Annotated in this window: 16 protein-coding genes; 9 read left to right on the top strand and 7 right to left on the bottom strand. The window is 72.1% G+C overall.

The features are described 5' to 3' along the window. The first annotated feature begins 141 nt into the window (after positions 1-141). The 5 genes from ACQP1S_RS12835 (at position 142) to ACQP1S_RS12815 (ending at position 4,712) form a co-directional block, all read left to right on the top strand. A complete protein-coding gene (locus ACQP1S_RS12835) occupies positions 142-963 on the top strand; it encodes a glycosyltransferase domain-containing protein (RefSeq protein WP_432906557.1) in 822 nt (273 codons plus the stop codon). Beyond that, a complete protein-coding gene (locus ACQP1S_RS12830; RefSeq protein WP_218108228.1) occupies positions 960-1,658 on the top strand; it encodes a class I SAM-dependent methyltransferase in 699 nt (232 codons plus the stop codon). Before ACQP1S_RS12835 ends, ACQP1S_RS12830 begins: the two co-directional genes overlap by 4 nt. 136 nt (positions 1,659-1,794) lie before the next feature. Then, entirely contained in the window at positions 1,795-2,649 is an 855-nt protein-coding gene (locus tag ACQP1S_RS12825; protein WP_432907989.1) for a serine hydrolase domain-containing protein, read from the top strand. Positions 2,650-2,770: 121 nt separating this feature from the next. Continuing rightward, positions 2,771-3,721: a hypothetical protein gene (locus ACQP1S_RS12820; RefSeq protein ID WP_432906555.1), complete on the top strand. Its 951-nt coding sequence runs from the start codon at positions 2,771-2,773 to the stop codon at positions 3,719-3,721. A gap of 121 nt (positions 3,722-3,842) precedes the next feature. After that, complete coding sequence (locus tag ACQP1S_RS12815; RefSeq protein WP_432906553.1) at positions 3,843-4,712, top strand: NAD(P)-dependent oxidoreductase; 870 nt, start codon at positions 3,843-3,845, stop codon at positions 4,710-4,712. Between the two features lie 79 nt (positions 4,713-4,791). On the opposite strand, the gene ACQP1S_RS12810 is transcribed toward ACQP1S_RS12815, so the two are convergent. From ACQP1S_RS12810 to ACQP1S_RS12790, 5 genes are all read right to left on the bottom strand, one after another. Then, positions 4,792-5,466, bottom strand: a complete 675-nt coding sequence (locus ACQP1S_RS12810) for a hypothetical protein (RefSeq protein WP_432906551.1) — start codon at positions 5,464-5,466, stop codon at positions 4,792-4,794. Positions 5,467-5,635: 169 nt separating this feature from the next. Beyond that, positions 5,636-6,055 carry a hypothetical protein gene (locus ACQP1S_RS12805; protein ID WP_432906549.1) on the bottom strand — a complete coding sequence of 140 codons (420 nt, stop codon included), beginning with the start codon at positions 6,053-6,055 and terminating at the stop codon, positions 5,636-5,638. A gap of 300 nt (positions 6,056-6,355) precedes the next feature. After that, on the bottom strand, positions 6,356-7,168 hold the full coding sequence (locus tag ACQP1S_RS12800; RefSeq protein ID WP_432906547.1) for a fructosamine kinase family protein: 813 nt from the start codon (positions 7,166-7,168) through the stop codon (positions 6,356-6,358). A 176-nt stretch (positions 7,169-7,344) separates the two neighbouring features. Beyond that, positions 7,345-7,926 (bottom strand): TetR/AcrR family transcriptional regulator, encoded by a 582-nt coding sequence (locus ACQP1S_RS12795; RefSeq protein ID WP_432906545.1) that lies wholly within the window; start codon positions 7,924-7,926, stop codon positions 7,345-7,347. 13 nt (positions 7,927-7,939) lie between these two features. Then, entirely contained in the window at positions 7,940-9,448 is a 1,509-nt protein-coding gene (locus tag ACQP1S_RS12790; protein WP_432906544.1) for an MFS transporter, read from the bottom strand. A 131-nt stretch (positions 9,449-9,579) separates the two neighbouring features. On the opposite strand from ACQP1S_RS12790, the gene ACQP1S_RS12785 reads away from it, so the two are divergent. Continuing rightward, positions 9,580-9,972, top strand: coding sequence for a YybH family protein (locus ACQP1S_RS12785; RefSeq protein WP_432906543.1), 393 nt, complete (start codon positions 9,580-9,582; stop codon positions 9,970-9,972). Between the two features lie 121 nt (positions 9,973-10,093). Here ACQP1S_RS12785 and ACQP1S_RS12780 read toward each other — a convergent pair whose 3' ends face one another. After that, entirely contained in the window at positions 10,094-10,783 is a 690-nt protein-coding gene (locus ACQP1S_RS12780) for a FadR/GntR family transcriptional regulator (protein ID WP_432906541.1), read from the bottom strand. 290 nt (positions 10,784-11,073) lie between these two features. Here ACQP1S_RS12780 and leuA point away from each other — a divergent pair, with 290 nt between their 5' ends. Together leuA and ACQP1S_RS12770 are read left to right on the top strand one after the other, a co-directional pair. Beyond that, positions 11,074-12,771, top strand: coding sequence for a 2-isopropylmalate synthase (leuA, locus tag ACQP1S_RS12775; protein WP_432907986.1), 1,698 nt, complete (start codon positions 11,074-11,076; stop codon positions 12,769-12,771). A gap of 20 nt (positions 12,772-12,791) precedes the next feature. Further along, positions 12,792-13,568 (top strand): ABC transporter ATP-binding protein, encoded by a 777-nt coding sequence (locus tag ACQP1S_RS12770; protein WP_218108229.1) that lies wholly within the window; start codon positions 12,792-12,794, stop codon positions 13,566-13,568. 326 nt (positions 13,569-13,894) lie between these two features. Here the strand turns inward: ACQP1S_RS12770 and rpsD are convergent, their stop codons facing one another. Beyond that, positions 13,895-14,503, bottom strand: a complete 609-nt coding sequence (gene rpsD / locus ACQP1S_RS12765; RefSeq protein ID WP_091247159.1) for a 30S ribosomal protein S4 — start codon at positions 14,501-14,503, stop codon at positions 13,895-13,897. Positions 14,504-14,575: 72 nt separating this feature from the next. Here rpsD and ACQP1S_RS12760 point away from each other — a divergent pair, with 72 nt between their 5' ends. Further along, positions 14,576-15,310 carry a DUF2470 domain-containing protein gene (locus ACQP1S_RS12760; RefSeq protein WP_432906539.1) on the top strand — a complete coding sequence of 245 codons (735 nt, stop codon included), beginning with the start codon at positions 14,576-14,578 and terminating at the stop codon, positions 15,308-15,310. The last annotated feature ends 119 nt before the right edge of the window (positions 15,311-15,429 follow it).

Below are 15,429 nucleotides of genomic sequence, written 5' to 3'. Positions count from 1 at the left end.
ACGGGTGGTGCTGCTCGACAGCGACCACCATGGATCGATAGTTTGGCAGCCGGTCGACCCCCGCCACGGCTCGGGCACCTGTCCGGCGCGCATCCGGTGTGGTCCAACGGCACGAGCCGCCAGCACGATTGGACGCCGCACATGAGGGTCATCACCATCGCCACCGACCTCGACCATCCCTTCCTGCGCAGACTGCTGGCGCCGTCCTGCGAGGCGGCGGGACTCAGGCTGGACGTCCTGGAGGGGAACCAGAAGGGCTTCCGGCCGAGGGACAAGCGCGCGTTGCTGACCGAATACCTCGCCGCGCAGGTGGCACCGGACGAGCTGGTGATGTTCACCGACGCGTACGACACGCTCTTCCTGCGGGGGGCGGACTACATCCGCACCACGTACGCGGGCTTTGCGCAGCGTGTCGTGTTCAGCGCCGAGTCGAACTGCTGGCCGCTGGGCAACGTCGGCCTCGCTCTGCACGACGGCCCGCCCGTGCGGCCGTACCCCTATCTCAACAGCGGTGGCTTCATCGGGCCCGCCGGTGACATCGTGGCCCTCAACGCGAAGTATCCGACGCCCCCGAGCGAGCACTTTCCCCTCCTGGGTCGGCTGGGGACGCACGGCGTCGACACGGACCGGTTGCACGGAGCGAGTGACCAGTACCACTGGACGCTCGTCCAACTCCTGGAGCCGGACACCGTCGGGCTCGACCACGGCGCGGTCCTGTTCGAGAACTTCGCGCCGACGGTCGCGAACTTCTGTGAGCTGTCCCGCTGGACGAGCGACTTCCGCGCCCACGGCCGGCAGGCGGCCAGCTATCGACGGGAGCGTACGAGGCTCGAGTCGCGGTTGCAGTCACCCAGCGGGGCCGCCCAGGTGCACTTCGCCTCCGCCCTGGCCAAGACGGTGGTGCTCGACCTGCTCGACGAGGGGCAGCTGCCCTCCTGGTTGACGGAGGTGTTGCCGCGGTGAACGCACGGCCGGAATACGAGGAGCGGCACCGCCCGTCGCTGCAGCGCAACGAGCTCCAGCGCAACGACCTGCTGGCCATGCAGGCACTGGCCCCGCTGTCGCTGACGTACCTGCCGTGGAGCGCGAGCGCCATGCGGCCGAGCGGGGTCGTCGCGGTGCTCAACGAGATCCTGGTGCACCAGCGTCGGTCCGTCGTCGAGTTGGGCAGCGGCGTCTCCACCTTCTACATCGGCCGCCTGCTGCGCCAGCGCGGCGGGCACCTGTGGACCGTGGAGCACGACGAGCGCTGGGCGAAACTGCTCGGTCGGGAACTGGCGAACGAGGGCCTCGGCGACGTGGTGACCGTGGTGCACGCCCCCCTGACGCCCGCTCCGTCCCGCTGGCCGGGCGAGGAGTCGACCTGGTACGAGCAGCGCGGCCTGACGGAGATGACCGCGGGTCGGACCATCGATCTGCTCGTCGTCGACGGGCCCCCCGCCTACCAGGCCACCCATGCACACTCGCGGTACCCCGCCGGTCCCTTCTTCGCTCCGCTGTTCGCCGAGGACTTCGCCGTCGTGCTCGACGACATCGACCGGCGTGGCGAACAGGACATCATGCAGCGCTGGGAACACGAGCTCGGCGTGACGTTCGAACACCGCCCCACCAACGGCCGGATCGGCATCGGCCGGCCCGGCCCGGCGTTCACCGTGTAGAGACCCCGCACGCTGATCCTGGCCGCAGACGCAGGCGCAGGTGACGACCGGCGCCCACGCCGGACAGGCGTCCGGGCACTAGGGTCGGCCCATGGTGCGGACGGAGATTCTGGTGCGGCAGGGCGAGGACTTCATCGTGCACGACGCCACCCGGACGCGATACCAGCTGGCCTCGGTGAGCAAGCAGTTCACCGCGGCCGCCGTGCTCCTGCTCGTCCAGGACGGCAGGCTGCTCCTCGACGATGTCGTGGGCCGGTGGATCGACGGGTGCCCGGACGATTGGCGGGACATCACGCTGCACCAGTTGCTCACCCACACCTCGGGCCTCGGCCACTGGGACGACTATCCGATGATCGACCTGGCCCGGTGGGTCGAGCCCGACGAACTGCTGAAGACCTTCCACCGCGTGCCACTGCGCTGTCCGCCGGGCGGAGGCTGGCGCTACAGCAGCCCGGCGTACGTGCTGTTGGCGCACGTCGTCGAACGGGCCGCCGACACGCCCTACCGGGTCTTCCTTGCCGATCGCCTCTTCGGTCCGCTCGGCCTGACCAGGACGTTCGCGGGCACCGGCGCGGGACAGCCCGACCTGGCGCCCGGCCATGACGCCGAGGGCCGGCCGTTGCCGACCTGGGAACTGGACGTCGTGGGCATGGGGGCCGGAGACGTGTGGTCGACGGCCGAGGAGGTGTTGACCTGGACCGATGCCCTGCAGGACGGCCGGCTGCTGGGCGAACCGTACCGGACGCTGATGCTCACCGAACGGGCGCGGACCGGCAGGGGACCCGAGGAGAGTGGTTACGGCTACGGCGTCTTCGTCGGCGAGCACGACGGCCGACGGTGGTGGCACCACAGCGGCCACAACGCGGGTTTCAAGGCGTTCACCGTCAACATTCCCGACCTGGGCCGTCGCGTCGTGGTCCTCAGCAACACCGAAGCGACGGACGCCGGCACCGTGACGCCGCTGCTCACGGGCGGCAGGCAACGCGAGTGACCGGTCGTCGCGATCCGGCGGAGTCCGCCGAGGGCGGCGGGCGGGACAGTACCCACCTGCGGATGCCGGACGCCGACACACGCCGGGAAACACCGTCGGTCGGGTTGGTTAGCATCGCCCCATGATCGAGGAGCTGGTCCGGAAGGTGTCCGCCGGTGACGACGACGCGGTCGAGGAGTTGTCCCTGATCGCGGACACCGATCCGGGCAGGTTGACGCCCTACCTGGGCTCGCTGCTCGACCGGGACGTGCTGTGGCCGGGAAAGCTGTACCGGGCAGCGGACGCCGACGTGGTCCGTCGGATCGTCGAGCGCATCGACGGTGGCCGCACACCGGAGCAGCTCAACCATCTGCTGGTCGCTCTGGCGCACACCGCCCACCCGCTGGCCGAGAACGCCGTGCGGCGCTGGTCGGTCCAGCCCCCGGCCGGCGCGGACACGCTGCACGTCGGTGCCCTGGACTACGCGCGCGAAGGGGGCTGGACGGTCGACCCGCAGGGCCACCGACGGGACCTGTGCGGTGACACCGCGTACCGGTGGATCCTGCACGCGACGCCACGCCGGGCGGGCGCTCCCCCCTGTCCGTGGTGCGCCTCGCCGCAGTGGACCGCCGTGGACCTCGACACGGCGGACCCTGCCGTCGGCGTCGCGCTGGCGCACACCGGCTGGTCCGGCCGGCTGGTGATCGAGACCTGCCATTTCTGCGCCTGCTACACGACGCTGTACAGCCGGGTCACGCCGGCCGGCGGCACCGACTGGTGGAGCGGCAACACCCGCCCCGACCACCTCGGCCCCGCCGGGACGGAGGACCCGCCCGCGCTGGTGCCGGTCCCCGGGGAGGTCCGGCAGAGCCCCTACCAGGCCAGCGCGTGGGACCGGGGCGGCTCGACGTTGGGCGGCCGGCCCGACTGGATCCAGGATGCCGACCACCCCGACTGCCCCGGTTGCCGGCAACCGATGGACTACCTGGGTCTGCTCGGCGGCGCGGACCTGGACGACTACGGCGAGGGCGCGTACTACCTGCACCTGCACCAGCCGTGCGGGTTCGCCGCGGTCAACTACCAGCAGAGCTGACCGCGGTCGGGACGAGCATCGACTCGGGCCGCTGCCGGAACGTCTGACGCCCCGGCACACCGCCGGGGGCAGCCCGGTACGTCCGGTCCTGCGGGGGCCGACCGTGGGCGAGGATGGCCCCATGACCGATGAGTTGACAGTAGGCGTGCTGGGCGCGGGCATCATGGGTGCCGCCATGGCCCGCAATCTCGTCCGGGCGGGGCACGCCGTACGCGTGTGGAACCGGTCGCCGGACAAGGCGGCGGGGACCGGCGCGACCGTGGCGGACACCCCGGCCGACGCCGTACGCGACGCCGACGTGATCATCACGATGCTGTACGACGGTGCGACCGTTCGCGACGTGATCGGGCGGGCCGCACCCGGACTCAGGGCGGGCGCGGCCTGGCTGCAGACGACCACCGCGAGCCTGGCCGATGCGGCCGCGCTCGCCGAGGTCGCCGCCGAGCACGGGGTGGCGTTCTATGACGCGCCGGTGCTCGGCACCCGGCAGCCCGCCGAGGCCGGCCAGTTGACCGTGCTCGCCGCCGGGCCGCAGACCGGCCGGGAGAAGCTCGCTGCGGTGTTCGACGCGATCGCGGCCCGGGTGGTGTGGCTGGGTGAGGACGGCGCGGGGGGTGACGGCACCCGGTTGAAGCTGGTGGCGAACAGTTGGGTCCTGACGGTGACGCACGGCGCGGTGGAGTTGCTGGCGCTGGCCGAGGCGCTCGGCGTCGACCCGGACCGCTTCTTCGAGGTGATCAAGGATGGTCCGCTGGATCTGGGTTACCTGCACACCAAGACCGATCTTGTGCGGCAGGGCCGGTTGTCGCCGGCGAGTTTCGCGGTGGAGACCGCCGAGAAGGACGCCCGGCTGATCGTCGCGGCCGGTGCGGACCACGGGCTACGCCTCGATGTCCTGGCCGCCGGGGCGGAACGGTTCCGGCGCGCGACCGCGCAGGGTCACGGCGGCGAGGACATGGCGGCGTCCTACTACGCCAGTTTCGTCCCGTGACGCCGGCGGGATGGCGGGTCGTTGCGGTGGTCCCTGCGGGTGACGGACGGATGATCGGTGCTGCCCGGCCGGGCACCGGTCACCCGCCGGAGCCCTCCTCCGCACCGTCGGGGGTGAGGGCGCCATCGTCGTGGTCGCCCTCCAGGTAGACATGCTGGTGACCGTGGCCGGCATCGACGTTGATCTGATCAAGCTGGGTGGCGGCGACCGACCAGGCAGTGGCGGCCTCGGTGGCCTGCCGCTTGGCCAGTGCCGTCAGCGCGGCCCGCTGGGTGGGCGGCCCGGTGACGGCGAGCAGATACGACTCGACGGCCAGGGACGCCTGTTCCACGGCGCTGCGCAGCCCACCACGCGCCACATTGGTCGCGGTCGTGCCCGACGGCGGGTTGGCGAACGGCTCCGCCGCCCGCAGCAGGGTCTGCTGCCACTGGCGGACCTGCTGCGGGTCGGGTTGCCGGTCGGCGGGCGGGTCGGCCCGCAGGGCGGCGAGAACCGGGGCGACCTCCTCCCGGAGGCGGCGGGCCGTCGCCGTCAGCTCGGCGATCTGCTGGGTGTCCCGCTTCGCCTCGGCCTGGCGGATGTCGGCGATGGCCGACTCCGTGGCGTCCGGTCGACCGGCCGCGTACCCGACGATGCCACCCAGGAGAGCAGCCGCCAGCCCGACCGCCGCGACGACAACGGCGAGACGCGTCGGACGACGGCGTGGTTCGGGCGCGGACAGTTGGTACGAGGGCCTACCGGTGCGGCGCGACACGACATCTCCCTGCCTCTATGAAGCCTGGTCGAAGCCTAGCCTTCCGTTCCCACGCCGGTCGACACCCGCGCGCCGCCCACCGTCGCCTCGCGTCAGCGGCGCCGCCGCCGCGACCGGCCACCGGGCGCCCTGTCGCCCGGGGGCCGGCGTCGGTTCGGCCCCGGGCAAACTACCCGAGGTCCGGCCGGACGCCGACGTGGAAGTTGAAGACCGCACCGTTTCGGGTGAGGACGAGGTTCCACTTCCCGCCGTTCTTGAGCACCACCGGATTGGACGTCGGATACCGCTGGAGGAACCAGTCCTCCAACCGCTGCGCCTCCGCAGCGAAGAGCACCCCGATCTCCCCCACTTCCGCCGCGTGGTGCGGCTGCGGGTTGCAGCCGGCGTTGAACCGGTAGCTGGTGTCCCGGTTCCACCGGCCGCAGCCGAGCATCGCGACCGTGACCGGGCCGGACTGCTGGAAGGCCAGCTGCGGGACCGCAGGATCGGCGACGACCACGTCGGGTGGCGTCTCCAGGGACGGGAACGGCACCGCCACCGTCTCGATGACGGCCTGCGACGCCCAGTTGAAGTCGACCTCGAATGACATGCCCGTTCTCCTGCCCGCAGTGCCCCGCCCGCCGGTCTGTCGCGACGGCACGTCGACGTGACCCATCATCGGCCGGACCCGACGCCGGACAGCGCCGTTGTCCGCGCCCGGACACTGGCGGCCAACCGACAGCGCCCGGCGCGGAACCGGAACGGTGGGCCTGCCCGGGGCCGCCACACCGGCCCGCCCCGGGAGCGTCCGACGCGGGCTCGACAGCGACTCACCGCCGACCCCGGGTGGCCCGCCGTCCCGAGGGACCGGCCGGAGAGCCGTCGGTTCACCTGACCGACGACACCCCGGTCAGGCCCTCGCCCGGAACGGCCTCAGCGTGGCCCGGATCGTCTCGGCGGCGCCCCAGTCGTCGTCGAACTGGGCCAGCACCGCCAGGTGCTGTCGCAGCTGGATGACCGGCATACGGGCCGGCCAGTCGTCGTCGAGACCGGTCAGCTCGGCATAGACGTCGAAGAACCGGCGCGACTCCGGCGGCGCCGTGGTCCAGAGATGGGCCAGGTCCACCTCGGCCCACGTGTACGACACCGCCGGGTCGATCAGCGCCGCCCGCCCGTCCGCAGTGGCCAGCACGTTCTGGGCCCACAGGTCGCCGTGCGTCAGGCAGGCCGGCCGGTCCGGCAACAGTTCGGGGAGCCGGGCACACAACCGTTGCAACGCGGCCCGGTCGGCGGGTTCGAGCGCCGACTCGACCCGAGGCTCGGAGAGCCAGCGGAGCAACCGGTGCTCGGCGAAGAAGGCGAAACCGTCGTCGGCCCAGGCGTTGATCTGCCGGCAGCGTCCCAACCAGTTGTCACGGTGCCATCCGAAGCGGCGATGGACGGTGCTGGTGTGCAGGTGGGCGAGCGCGTGGGCGAACTGCTCCCAGAAGGTCCGGTCGGGTGGCCTCGGGTGCAGCACCGACAACACGAGCACCTCGTGGTTCGCCACGATCACCTCGGGTGTCGGCACCCCGGCGAGGTCCCGCAGGGCCGTCAGCCCCTCGGCCTCCGCGACGAAGGCGGCGTCGTCACCATCGGGCGCTTCGGCGAAGGATTTGACGAAGACCGGCGGCGCGTCCTGGCGGTGGGCTATTCCGGCGAGCGCGGCAAGTCCACCGCTCACCGGCACAACGGTGACGACGTCGCGAATCCCCGCCCGCGACAACCGCTGCGCCAGAAGCTCTGTCGGGGACGTCGACAGTGGCCTCCTCCGGCCCGGGGCGCCTGCCGGACCTTGCGGATCCATGGGACCATCCCAGCACATCGGCCCCGTCGGGAGCGCTCGTGGGTGGTGCGGCCTCACGGGACGACGGTCTCCCACAGGTGCGGGTGCCGGGTCAGGTGCACCAGCCGCTCTGCCAGCCGTCGATGGGCGAGCGTATGCGTCGGGGCACCCCACAGGGGCGCGGTGCTCATGCCGTCCGCCGCCGCCACCACGAGCGCCAGCACATCGGCAGGCAATCCGTCAGCGGCGAGTGCCGCTTCCAGCCGTTCCGCGTCGGCGCGGGCGAGTTCGGCGACCGCGGGCAGCGTCATGAGTTGAGTGACCAGCGCCAACGACTCGCGTACCGCGGCGTCGTCGTCGGCGGGCCCCACGGCCGCGCGGAGGTAGGCCCGGGTCAGCCTTCCTGGTGCGGTGTCCGCCGGGTCCAGCGCGGCGTCGATGCTGGCCTGGAAGGCGGCGAGTTGATCGCGGGCCAGTTCCAGGATCAGCTCCTCCTTGCTGGCGAAGTGGTAGATCAGCCCACCCTTCGACACGCCGGCGAAGCGGGCGATGTCGTCCAGCGAGGCGTGGATCCCCCGGGCGCGGACGGCGTCTGCGGCCGCGTCCAGCAGGGCGCGTCGGGTGTCCTGCGGCGACCGGCCGGCTGTGCGTCCCACGGCGACACCGTACCTACGGCCGCGGCGTGCGCGGCGACGGGATCAGTGCCCAGGCCAGCACCGCTGCGGCGAGGGTCAGCACCGCCGCGACCGACGAGGTGACCTGCATGCCGGTGATGAACGCGTCGCGCGCACCGGTAGCGGCCTGCGGCGGCAGCACCTGCAGCGCCGAGCCCAGCGAGTCACGGACCCGGGCCGCGTCCCCGGCGGGCAGTCCGGCCGGCACGCTCACGTGGTGGCGGTACACCAGCGACAGCAGGGAGCCCAGCACCGCGATGCCCAGCACCACTCCGAGTTCGTTGGCGGTCTCGGTGATCGCGGAGACGGAGCCGGCCTTGCGTGGTGGCGCGGCCGAGATGATGGCGTCGCCGGTCAGCGTCATCGCCAGCCCGATCCCGAGACCGATGGGCACGAGCGCCAGACCGAGCCACACGTACGGCGCGTGCGCGGCCGCCGCCACCGCTGCCAGCCCTGCGGCGGCCAGGACCAGGCCGAGCGCGATGGCCCGGCCCCGGCCGAGCCGGGCCACGACCAGCGCGATGATCACGACCACGACGATCGAGGCCAGGGTGGCGGGCAACTCGGCCAACCCCGCCTGCAACGGGCTGAACCCGCGGGCGAACTGGAGGTACTGCGAGAAGAAGAAGAGCAGCCCGACCAGCGCGAAGATGGCGATGACGTTGGCGACGACCGCCCCGAAGAACGCCGCGTTGCGGAACAACTCGACGTCGAGCATGGGCTGTGCCAGTCGCCGCTGGCGTCGTACGAACAGCACACCGGCGGCCAGGCCGGCCAGCAGGCACGACACGGTGACGCCGTCGATGCCGGCACCGACGACGTGCTTGATGGCGAACACCAGGGGCACGATCGCCGCCATGGACAGCAGCGCGGAGAGCACGTCGAAGCGACCCGGTTGCGGGTCGCGGGATTCCGGCAGCAGCAGCAGGCCGGAGACCACCACCAGGATCATCACGGGTACGTTGATGAGGAACACCGAGCCCCACCAGAAGTGCTCCAGCAGGAACCCGCCCACGAGCGGGCCGATCGCCGATCCCGCCCCGAAGGCGGTGGACCAGATCGCGATCGCCCGGGTCCGTTCGCCGCTGTCGGTGAAGATGTTGCGGATCAGGGACAGCGTGGACGGCATCAGCGTCGCGCCCGCCACACCGAGCAGCAGACGCGCCCCGATCAGCGCCTGGGCGCTGGGGGCGAACGCGGCCAGCAGCGACGCCGCGCCGAAGGCCACCGAGCCGATCAGCAGGACCCGTTTACGGCCGAACCGGTCGGCCAGGTTGCCCATCAGCACCAGCAGCCCCGCCAGGGTCAGCGAGTAGATGTCCCCGATCCAGAGGACCTGCTCCGCGGTCGGTGCCAGGCTCGCGGTCAGCGCCGGCACCGCCAGTGAGAGCACCGTCCCGTCGACGGCGAGCAGCAGCACCGCCGCGGCCAGCACCGCCAGGGCCGCCCACCGCCGTCGGGTCGACAACACCGGCCCTGCCGCCGCGGTGGGAACGGAGATCATGGCAGAACTGTACCGACCAGCCGGTACAGTTCGTCAGGGTGAGCTGCGGCACCACCTGCGCCGCAGAAAGGCCCGTCAGCACCGGGGGCGATCCGGCGACGCGCCCGCCGGGGGATGGCAGGGTGTGGGGCATGGACAGGACACACGTCGACCGTTGGCTCGCCGGCTACGAGCAGGCGTGGCGGACGCCGGGCACGGACGCGCTGGTCACTCTCTTCACCGAGGATGCGAGCTACCAGCAGGGGCCGTACTGGACGCCCGTCGTGGGCCTGCCGGCCATCGCCCGGATGTGGGAGAAACAGCGCGAAGGCCCCGACGAGGTCTTCCAGCTGACCGGCGAGATCGTCGCCGTCGACGGCGACACCGCCGTGTCGCGGCATGAGGTCCGCTACGGCGACCCGGTCGCGCAGGAGTACCGCGACCTGTGGGTCATGCGCTTCGCCGACGACGGACGCTGCCGGTCGTTCGAGGAGTGGCCGTTCTGGCCGGGACAGCAGCCGGCCAACCCGCCGGACGGGTCGTGACGCCTCCCCGCCGGGCGATCGAGCCGACGCGACGCGGCCCCACCCCGACAACCAGGTCCGGAACCACCCGCCGTGAGGCATGGTTCGCCGTCGCGTCCGCACCCGCGCTGCGGGGACGAGTTCAGAGGGAATGGAGCAGGGCGAGCGTCTGCATGAGCTCGTCCCGCAGCGCCCGACCGGCCGCCCCGGCATCCCCCTCCGCGATGGCGCCCACCAGCGCGGCGTGCCCCTCGTCGCCGTGGTTCGGGTCGTCGGAACGCAGGCTGAGCAGTTCCACCAGGTCGAGCAGCCGCCGCTGCAGCACCGGCACGAACTCGGTGAACAGGCCGGTGAGCACCGGGTTGTGCGCTGCGGCGACCACCGCCTCGTGCAGGGCGATGTCGGCCGCGACGAATTCGGCGTTGCCGGCGTTCGCGGCAGCACGACGACGGGCCAGGGCCTCGTGCAGGGCGGTGACGTCGTCGTCCGTCCGACGCTGTGCGGCCAGCTGCGCAGCTTCGACCTCGACGAGCATCCGGACCTCGTAGACATCGGTGATGGCCGCCTGGCGGAGCCGGGTGGACCAATCCTGCCGGGGTGTGGTCGCGATGACGAACACACCGGATCCCTGACGCGCCTGCACCAACCCTGCCCCGGAGAGGGCTCGCAGGGCCTCCCGGACGGTCGAACGCCCCACACCGAGGGACTCGGCCAGGGTGGTCTCGCCGGGGAGCTTCGTCCCCACGGCCCACGCACCACCGGTGATCTGCTCGCGTAGGCGGTCGGTGGCCTGCTCGACCAGCGGGGACGGCCGCAAGGCGCCTAGCGACATGTGAGATCCACCCTTCCATACCTCTCAGGTTGTCTGAGGACCTGAGCTGTTGCTACAGTACGGCACATGTTGCCGTACGAGCATCTCCTCCTCGGCTGCCGCTGCGGGGCCTGACACGACCGGCACCCCGTAGCGGGGCACCGGGCTGCGCCGGTCGCCGGATGGCCGACCGAAAGAAGTTTCGCATGACAACCTGCCACTCTCGGGGCGTGGCGTTCCCCACCCTGCGCACCCCCTCCGGTGACGTCCCGGCGGACGCGGCGCGCTGGAATCCCCAGCGCCCGAGCGCGATGCCACAGCACCGCTACCAGCCCGCGCACGAACGGGTCGCCCTGCCGCTCACGGACCGGACCTGGCCCTCGCGCCGGATCGGGCGGGCCCCGCTGTGGGTGCCCGTCGACCTGCGGGACGGCAACCAGGCGCTGGCCGAACCGATGGACACCGAGCGCAAGCGCCGGATGTTCGACCTCCTGGTCACCATGGGCTTCAAGGAGATCGAGGTGGGCTACCCCTCCGCCAGCCAGACCGACTTCGACTTCGTACGCCAGCTGGCCGACCACGGCGACGTCCCCCGGGACGTCACCATCTCCGTATTCACCGCGGCCCGCAGGGATCTGATCGACCGGACCATCGCCTCCGTCGAAGGGCTCCCCCGCACTCTCGTGCACCTTTACACCGCGACCGCACCCACGTGGCGCAACGTCGTGCTCGGCCGTTCCCGCGCCGAGGTCCACGAGTTGATCCGGGACGCCGCCACCCATCTGCTGCGTCGTGCCGAAGAGCGCCCCGGTGCCGACATCCGGTTCGAGTTCTCCCCGGAGGTCTTCAACCTCACGGAGCCGGACTTCGTCCTGGAGGTCTGCAACAGTCTGACCGCCCTGTGGGAGGCGAGCCCGGACCGGCCGGTGGTCCACAACCTGCCGGCGACGGTAGAGATCGCCACCCCCAACGTGTACGCGGATCAGATCGAGTACATGGACCGCCATCTGGCCCGCCGTGAGTCCGTGATCCTGTCGGTCCACCCGCACAACGACCGCGGCACCGGTGTGGCCTGCGCCGAACTCGCCGTCCTGGCCGGGGCGCAGCGGGTGGAAGGCTGCCTGTTCGGAAACGGGGAACGCACCGGAAACGTCGACCTGGTGACCCTGGCCCTCAACCTGTACGCGCAGGGCGTGAACCCGATGATCGACTTCTCCGACATCGACGCGGTGCGCGAGGTGGTGGAGTACTGCAACCGGCTGCCGGTCCACCCCCGTCATCCCTATGGCGGCGACCTCGTCCACACGGCCTTCTCGGGCACCCACCAGGACGCCATCGCCAAGGGCCTGGTCCAGCACGCCAAGCAGGCCGCCGAGCTGGGCGTCCCCGCCGAGGAGGCCCCGTGGGCGGTGCCGTACCTGCCCATCGACCCGGGCGACATCGGCCGCACCTACGAGGAGGTCATCCGGATCAACTCCCAGTCCGGCAAGGGAGGCATCGCGCATCTCCTGCGCACCCACCACGGCCTGGACCTCCCCCAGGCCCTGCGCCCGGACTTCTCCCGCGTCGTACAGCAGGTCACCGACGCCACCGGCCAGGAGCTCACCCACCAGGAACTGTTCGCGCTGTTCCGCACCACCTACCTCACCCCGGCCCTGGACGGCCCGGTCACCCTGGTTTCCTGGACCACCAGGGAAACCGCGCCCGGCACGCACCAGTTCACCTGCACGCTGCGGATCGACGGGCGGGAGCACTCCTGCCGGGGCACCGGCAACGGGCCGCTGTCCGCCCTGTCCGAAGCCCTCCGTACCGTCGGCTTCACGATCGACATCCTCGGCTTCACCGAGCACTCCACCACCCCGGGACCGGGCAGCCCCGCCGTCGCCTACGCCGAGTGCCGCGTGGACGGCGTCACGTGCTGGGGCGTCGGCGGGGACACCTCCGTCCTGACCGCGTCGGTGCACGCGGTCATGGCCGCCGTCAACCGCTGCACGCGGGCCACCTCGTGACCGCGCCCCCGGTACTGCGCGTGACGGATGCGGCTGTCGTCCGCGACGGCAAGCCGATCCTGTCCGAGGTGTCACTGACGGTACGGGCCGGCGAGCACTGGGCGCTGCTCGGCGCCAACGGGGCGGGCAAGAGCACGCTGCTCAGCCTTCTCGGCGCGGTCGCGCACCCTACCCGTGGCACCGTGGACGTGCTGGGCCACCGGTTGGGTCGGGTCGACATGCGGGAGTTGCGTTCCTACGTCGGCCACGTCAATCCGCGGCACGATCTGCGTTCGCCCCTCACGGTGCAGGACGTCGTGCTGACCGGGCTGACCAACACCAACGAACGCGTTCCCCGCTGGGAGCCGACACCGGAGCAGATCGCGACGGCCGATCGTCTGATCGGTCTGCTCGGCCTCGGCGAGCGCCATGCGGCACGGTGGCCGACCCTGTCACAGGGGGAACGGGGCCGTGCGCTGATCGCCCGGGCGCTGATGCCCAGTCCGCGACTTCTGCTGCTCGACGAGCCCGCGACCGGTCTTGACGTCGCGGGCCGGGAACAGCTCATCGAGCGGCTCGACACGCTGCAACACACCTACCCGGAGCTCGCGTCCGTCCTGGTCACTCACCACCTGGAGGAGCTTCCTCCCGGAACGACCGATGTGATGCTGCTACGTGACGGGCGCTGCCTGGCGTCGGGTCCCGCTGACGAGGTGCTCACCAGCGACCAGGTCAGCAAGTGTTTCGACCATCCCATCCGGCTCACCCGCGCGGACGGGCGGTGGAGCGTACGGGCGAACCGACCGGCCAGACCGTGAGTGGAGGTGGTGGTCGCGGTGGTGCGCGCCCGACCGGCGTGCACCACCGCGACCGGAACCTCAGGTCAGCGACTCCTCCGCCTTCTCGACGGCACCCTGGGCCTGATCCCAGTCCCCGTCGAAACGGAACAGGGCACGATCGTCGAGGGCGGCCCGCACGCCGACCTGGTCGACGCGGGTGGGAACTACGCCCGGCTGTGGACGGCGTGGGCCGACCGCGCCACCGCCGGCCCGGGGCCGACCCGCAGGGGGCGCACGGTGGACAGCGGCGGCCCGTCGACACCGCAACCGCGGCACGGGCGGTGGACCGGACCGCCGCTGACCGCTCAGCGGGAGTAGAACTCCACCACGAGCTGCTCGTCGCAGATCACCGGCACCTCGTGCCGGGCGGGCTCGCGCAGCAGCGTGGCGCTCAATCCGCTCAGCTCCACCGACAGGTACGGCCGGGGTCGGTCATCGGCGTGCGCGCCGGCGGCGGCGAGCTGGAACGGTGGCAGGGCGCGGCTGCGCTCGCGCACCGCGACCACCTGGCCGGGCCGCAGCCGGTACGAGGGCCGGTCGACCTTGCGGCCGTCCACGGTGAAGTGGCCGTGCCCGACGAGCTGGCGTGCCTGGTAGATGCTGCGGGCCAGCCCGGCCCGGAGCACCAGCGCGTCGAGTCGCCGTTCCAGGAGCGCGACCAGCGACTCGCCGGTCTTCCCGGCGCCCCGGGCGGCCTCGTCGAACGTCCGGCGCAGCTGGGCCTCGCTGACGTTGTACTGGTGGCGCAGCCGCTGCTTCTCCAGCAGCCGCACCTGGTAGTCGGAGGTCTTGCGACGGTTGCGGCCGTGCACGCCCGGCGGGTAGGGACGCCGCTCGAAGTACCGCACGCACTTGCGGGTCAAGGGGATGCCGAGCGCGCGGGAGAGCCGGGCCTTGGGTCGGGGGTGGTTCACGTCGACGTCTCCGATCGAATGGTCTAGCCTGCAACTTAGGCAAGGCTAACCTACATTGAGGAGTTCGGGATCATGCGACCCAGCCCGGCGGAGATCGTGCGTACCCTCGTCGCGGGCCGGCTGCCCGCCCTCGCCCACCTGGCCGGCAGCACCGGCCCGCACCAGGTCCGGCACGCCACCGACCCCGACGGCCGGGTGCTGCTGCTGGTGCCGGCGCTCAGCGACCTCGCCACGGCGCTCGCGCCGCCGGCCGGGGACACCGACGTCGCCACCGCCCTCGACGTGCTCGACCTGCCGCCCACCGCCGGCGCCCCCTCGCTCGGCCGGGCCTGGGTCTCCGGCTGGGCCGAACGTCTCGACGGCGACGAGGCACGTCAGGCCGCGATGGACTTCGCCACCACCCAGCCGACCGGCGACCTGCTCGACGTGGGCAGCCGGTTCCAGCTGCACCGGTTCGAGGTGGCCGAGGCCCGCTGGGAACACACCGGCGGGATGCGCCCGATCGACCCGCAGGCGTACGCGCAGGCCGAGCCCGACCCGCTGCACGCGGCCGAGGCGGGATTGCTGGCCGACCTCGCCGACCACCACGCCGAGCAGGTCGCGGGCCACCTGCGCCGGCAGTTGAAGCTCTCCGGTGCCGAGTCGCCACGGGTGGTCCGGATCGACCGGTACGGCCTGCTGGTCGCGTACGGCCGGCCCGGTGCGACCCGACGGGCGAGGGTGAGCTTCGCGGGCCCCGTCGCCGACGTCGCCGAGTTGTCCCGGCTGCTGCACCCGATGCTCTGCCCCCGGCAGGCGGCCGCCTGAACGCGCCACGACCGGCGGCCCGTCACGCCCGGCGGTCGGCACGGCCCTCGGGTCGTCGTTGTGCCGCACCGGCCCCCGCCACCCTGGGGTTCGATCCCGCGCCACACGGGCTTCCCGGC

This window comes from Micromonospora matsumotoense (assembly GCF_050951065.1).
Lineage (GTDB): Bacteria > Actinomycetota > Actinomycetes > Mycobacteriales > Micromonosporaceae > Micromonospora > Micromonospora matsumotoensis.
This window is presented reverse-complemented; position numbering and strand designations above follow the sequence as displayed.

Bases quoted from the DNA above. Each gene is read 5' to 3' on its own strand.
- ACQP1S_RS12835 (WP_432906557.1), top strand. From the start codon at position 142: ATGAGGGTCATCACCATCGCCACCGACCTCGACCATCCCTTCCTGCGC.
- ACQP1S_RS12820 (WP_432906555.1), top strand. From the start codon at position 2,771: ATGATCGAGGAGCTGGTCCGGAAGGTGTCCGCCGGTGACGACGACGCG.
- ACQP1S_RS12815 (WP_432906553.1), top strand. From the start codon at position 3,843: ATGACCGATGAGTTGACAGTAGGCGTGCTGGGCGCGGGCATCATGGGT.
- ACQP1S_RS12805 (WP_432906549.1), bottom strand. From the start codon at position 6,055: ATGTCATTCGAGGTCGACTTCAACTGGGCGTCGCAGGCCGTCATCGAG.
- ACQP1S_RS12790 (WP_432906544.1), bottom strand. From the start codon at position 9,448: ATGATCTCCGTTCCCACCGCGGCGGCAGGGCCGGTGTTGTCGACCCGA.
- ACQP1S_RS12785 (WP_432906543.1), top strand. From the start codon at position 9,580: ATGGACAGGACACACGTCGACCGTTGGCTCGCCGGCTACGAGCAGGCG.
- ACQP1S_RS12780 (WP_432906541.1), bottom strand. From the start codon at position 10,783: ATGTCGCTAGGCGCCTTGCGGCCGTCCCCGCTGGTCGAGCAGGCCACC.
- leuA (WP_432907986.1), top strand. From the start codon at position 11,074: ATGCCACAGCACCGCTACCAGCCCGCGCACGAACGGGTCGCCCTGCCG.
- ACQP1S_RS12760 (WP_432906539.1), top strand. From the start codon at position 14,576: ATGCGACCCAGCCCGGCGGAGATCGTGCGTACCCTCGTCGCGGGCCGG.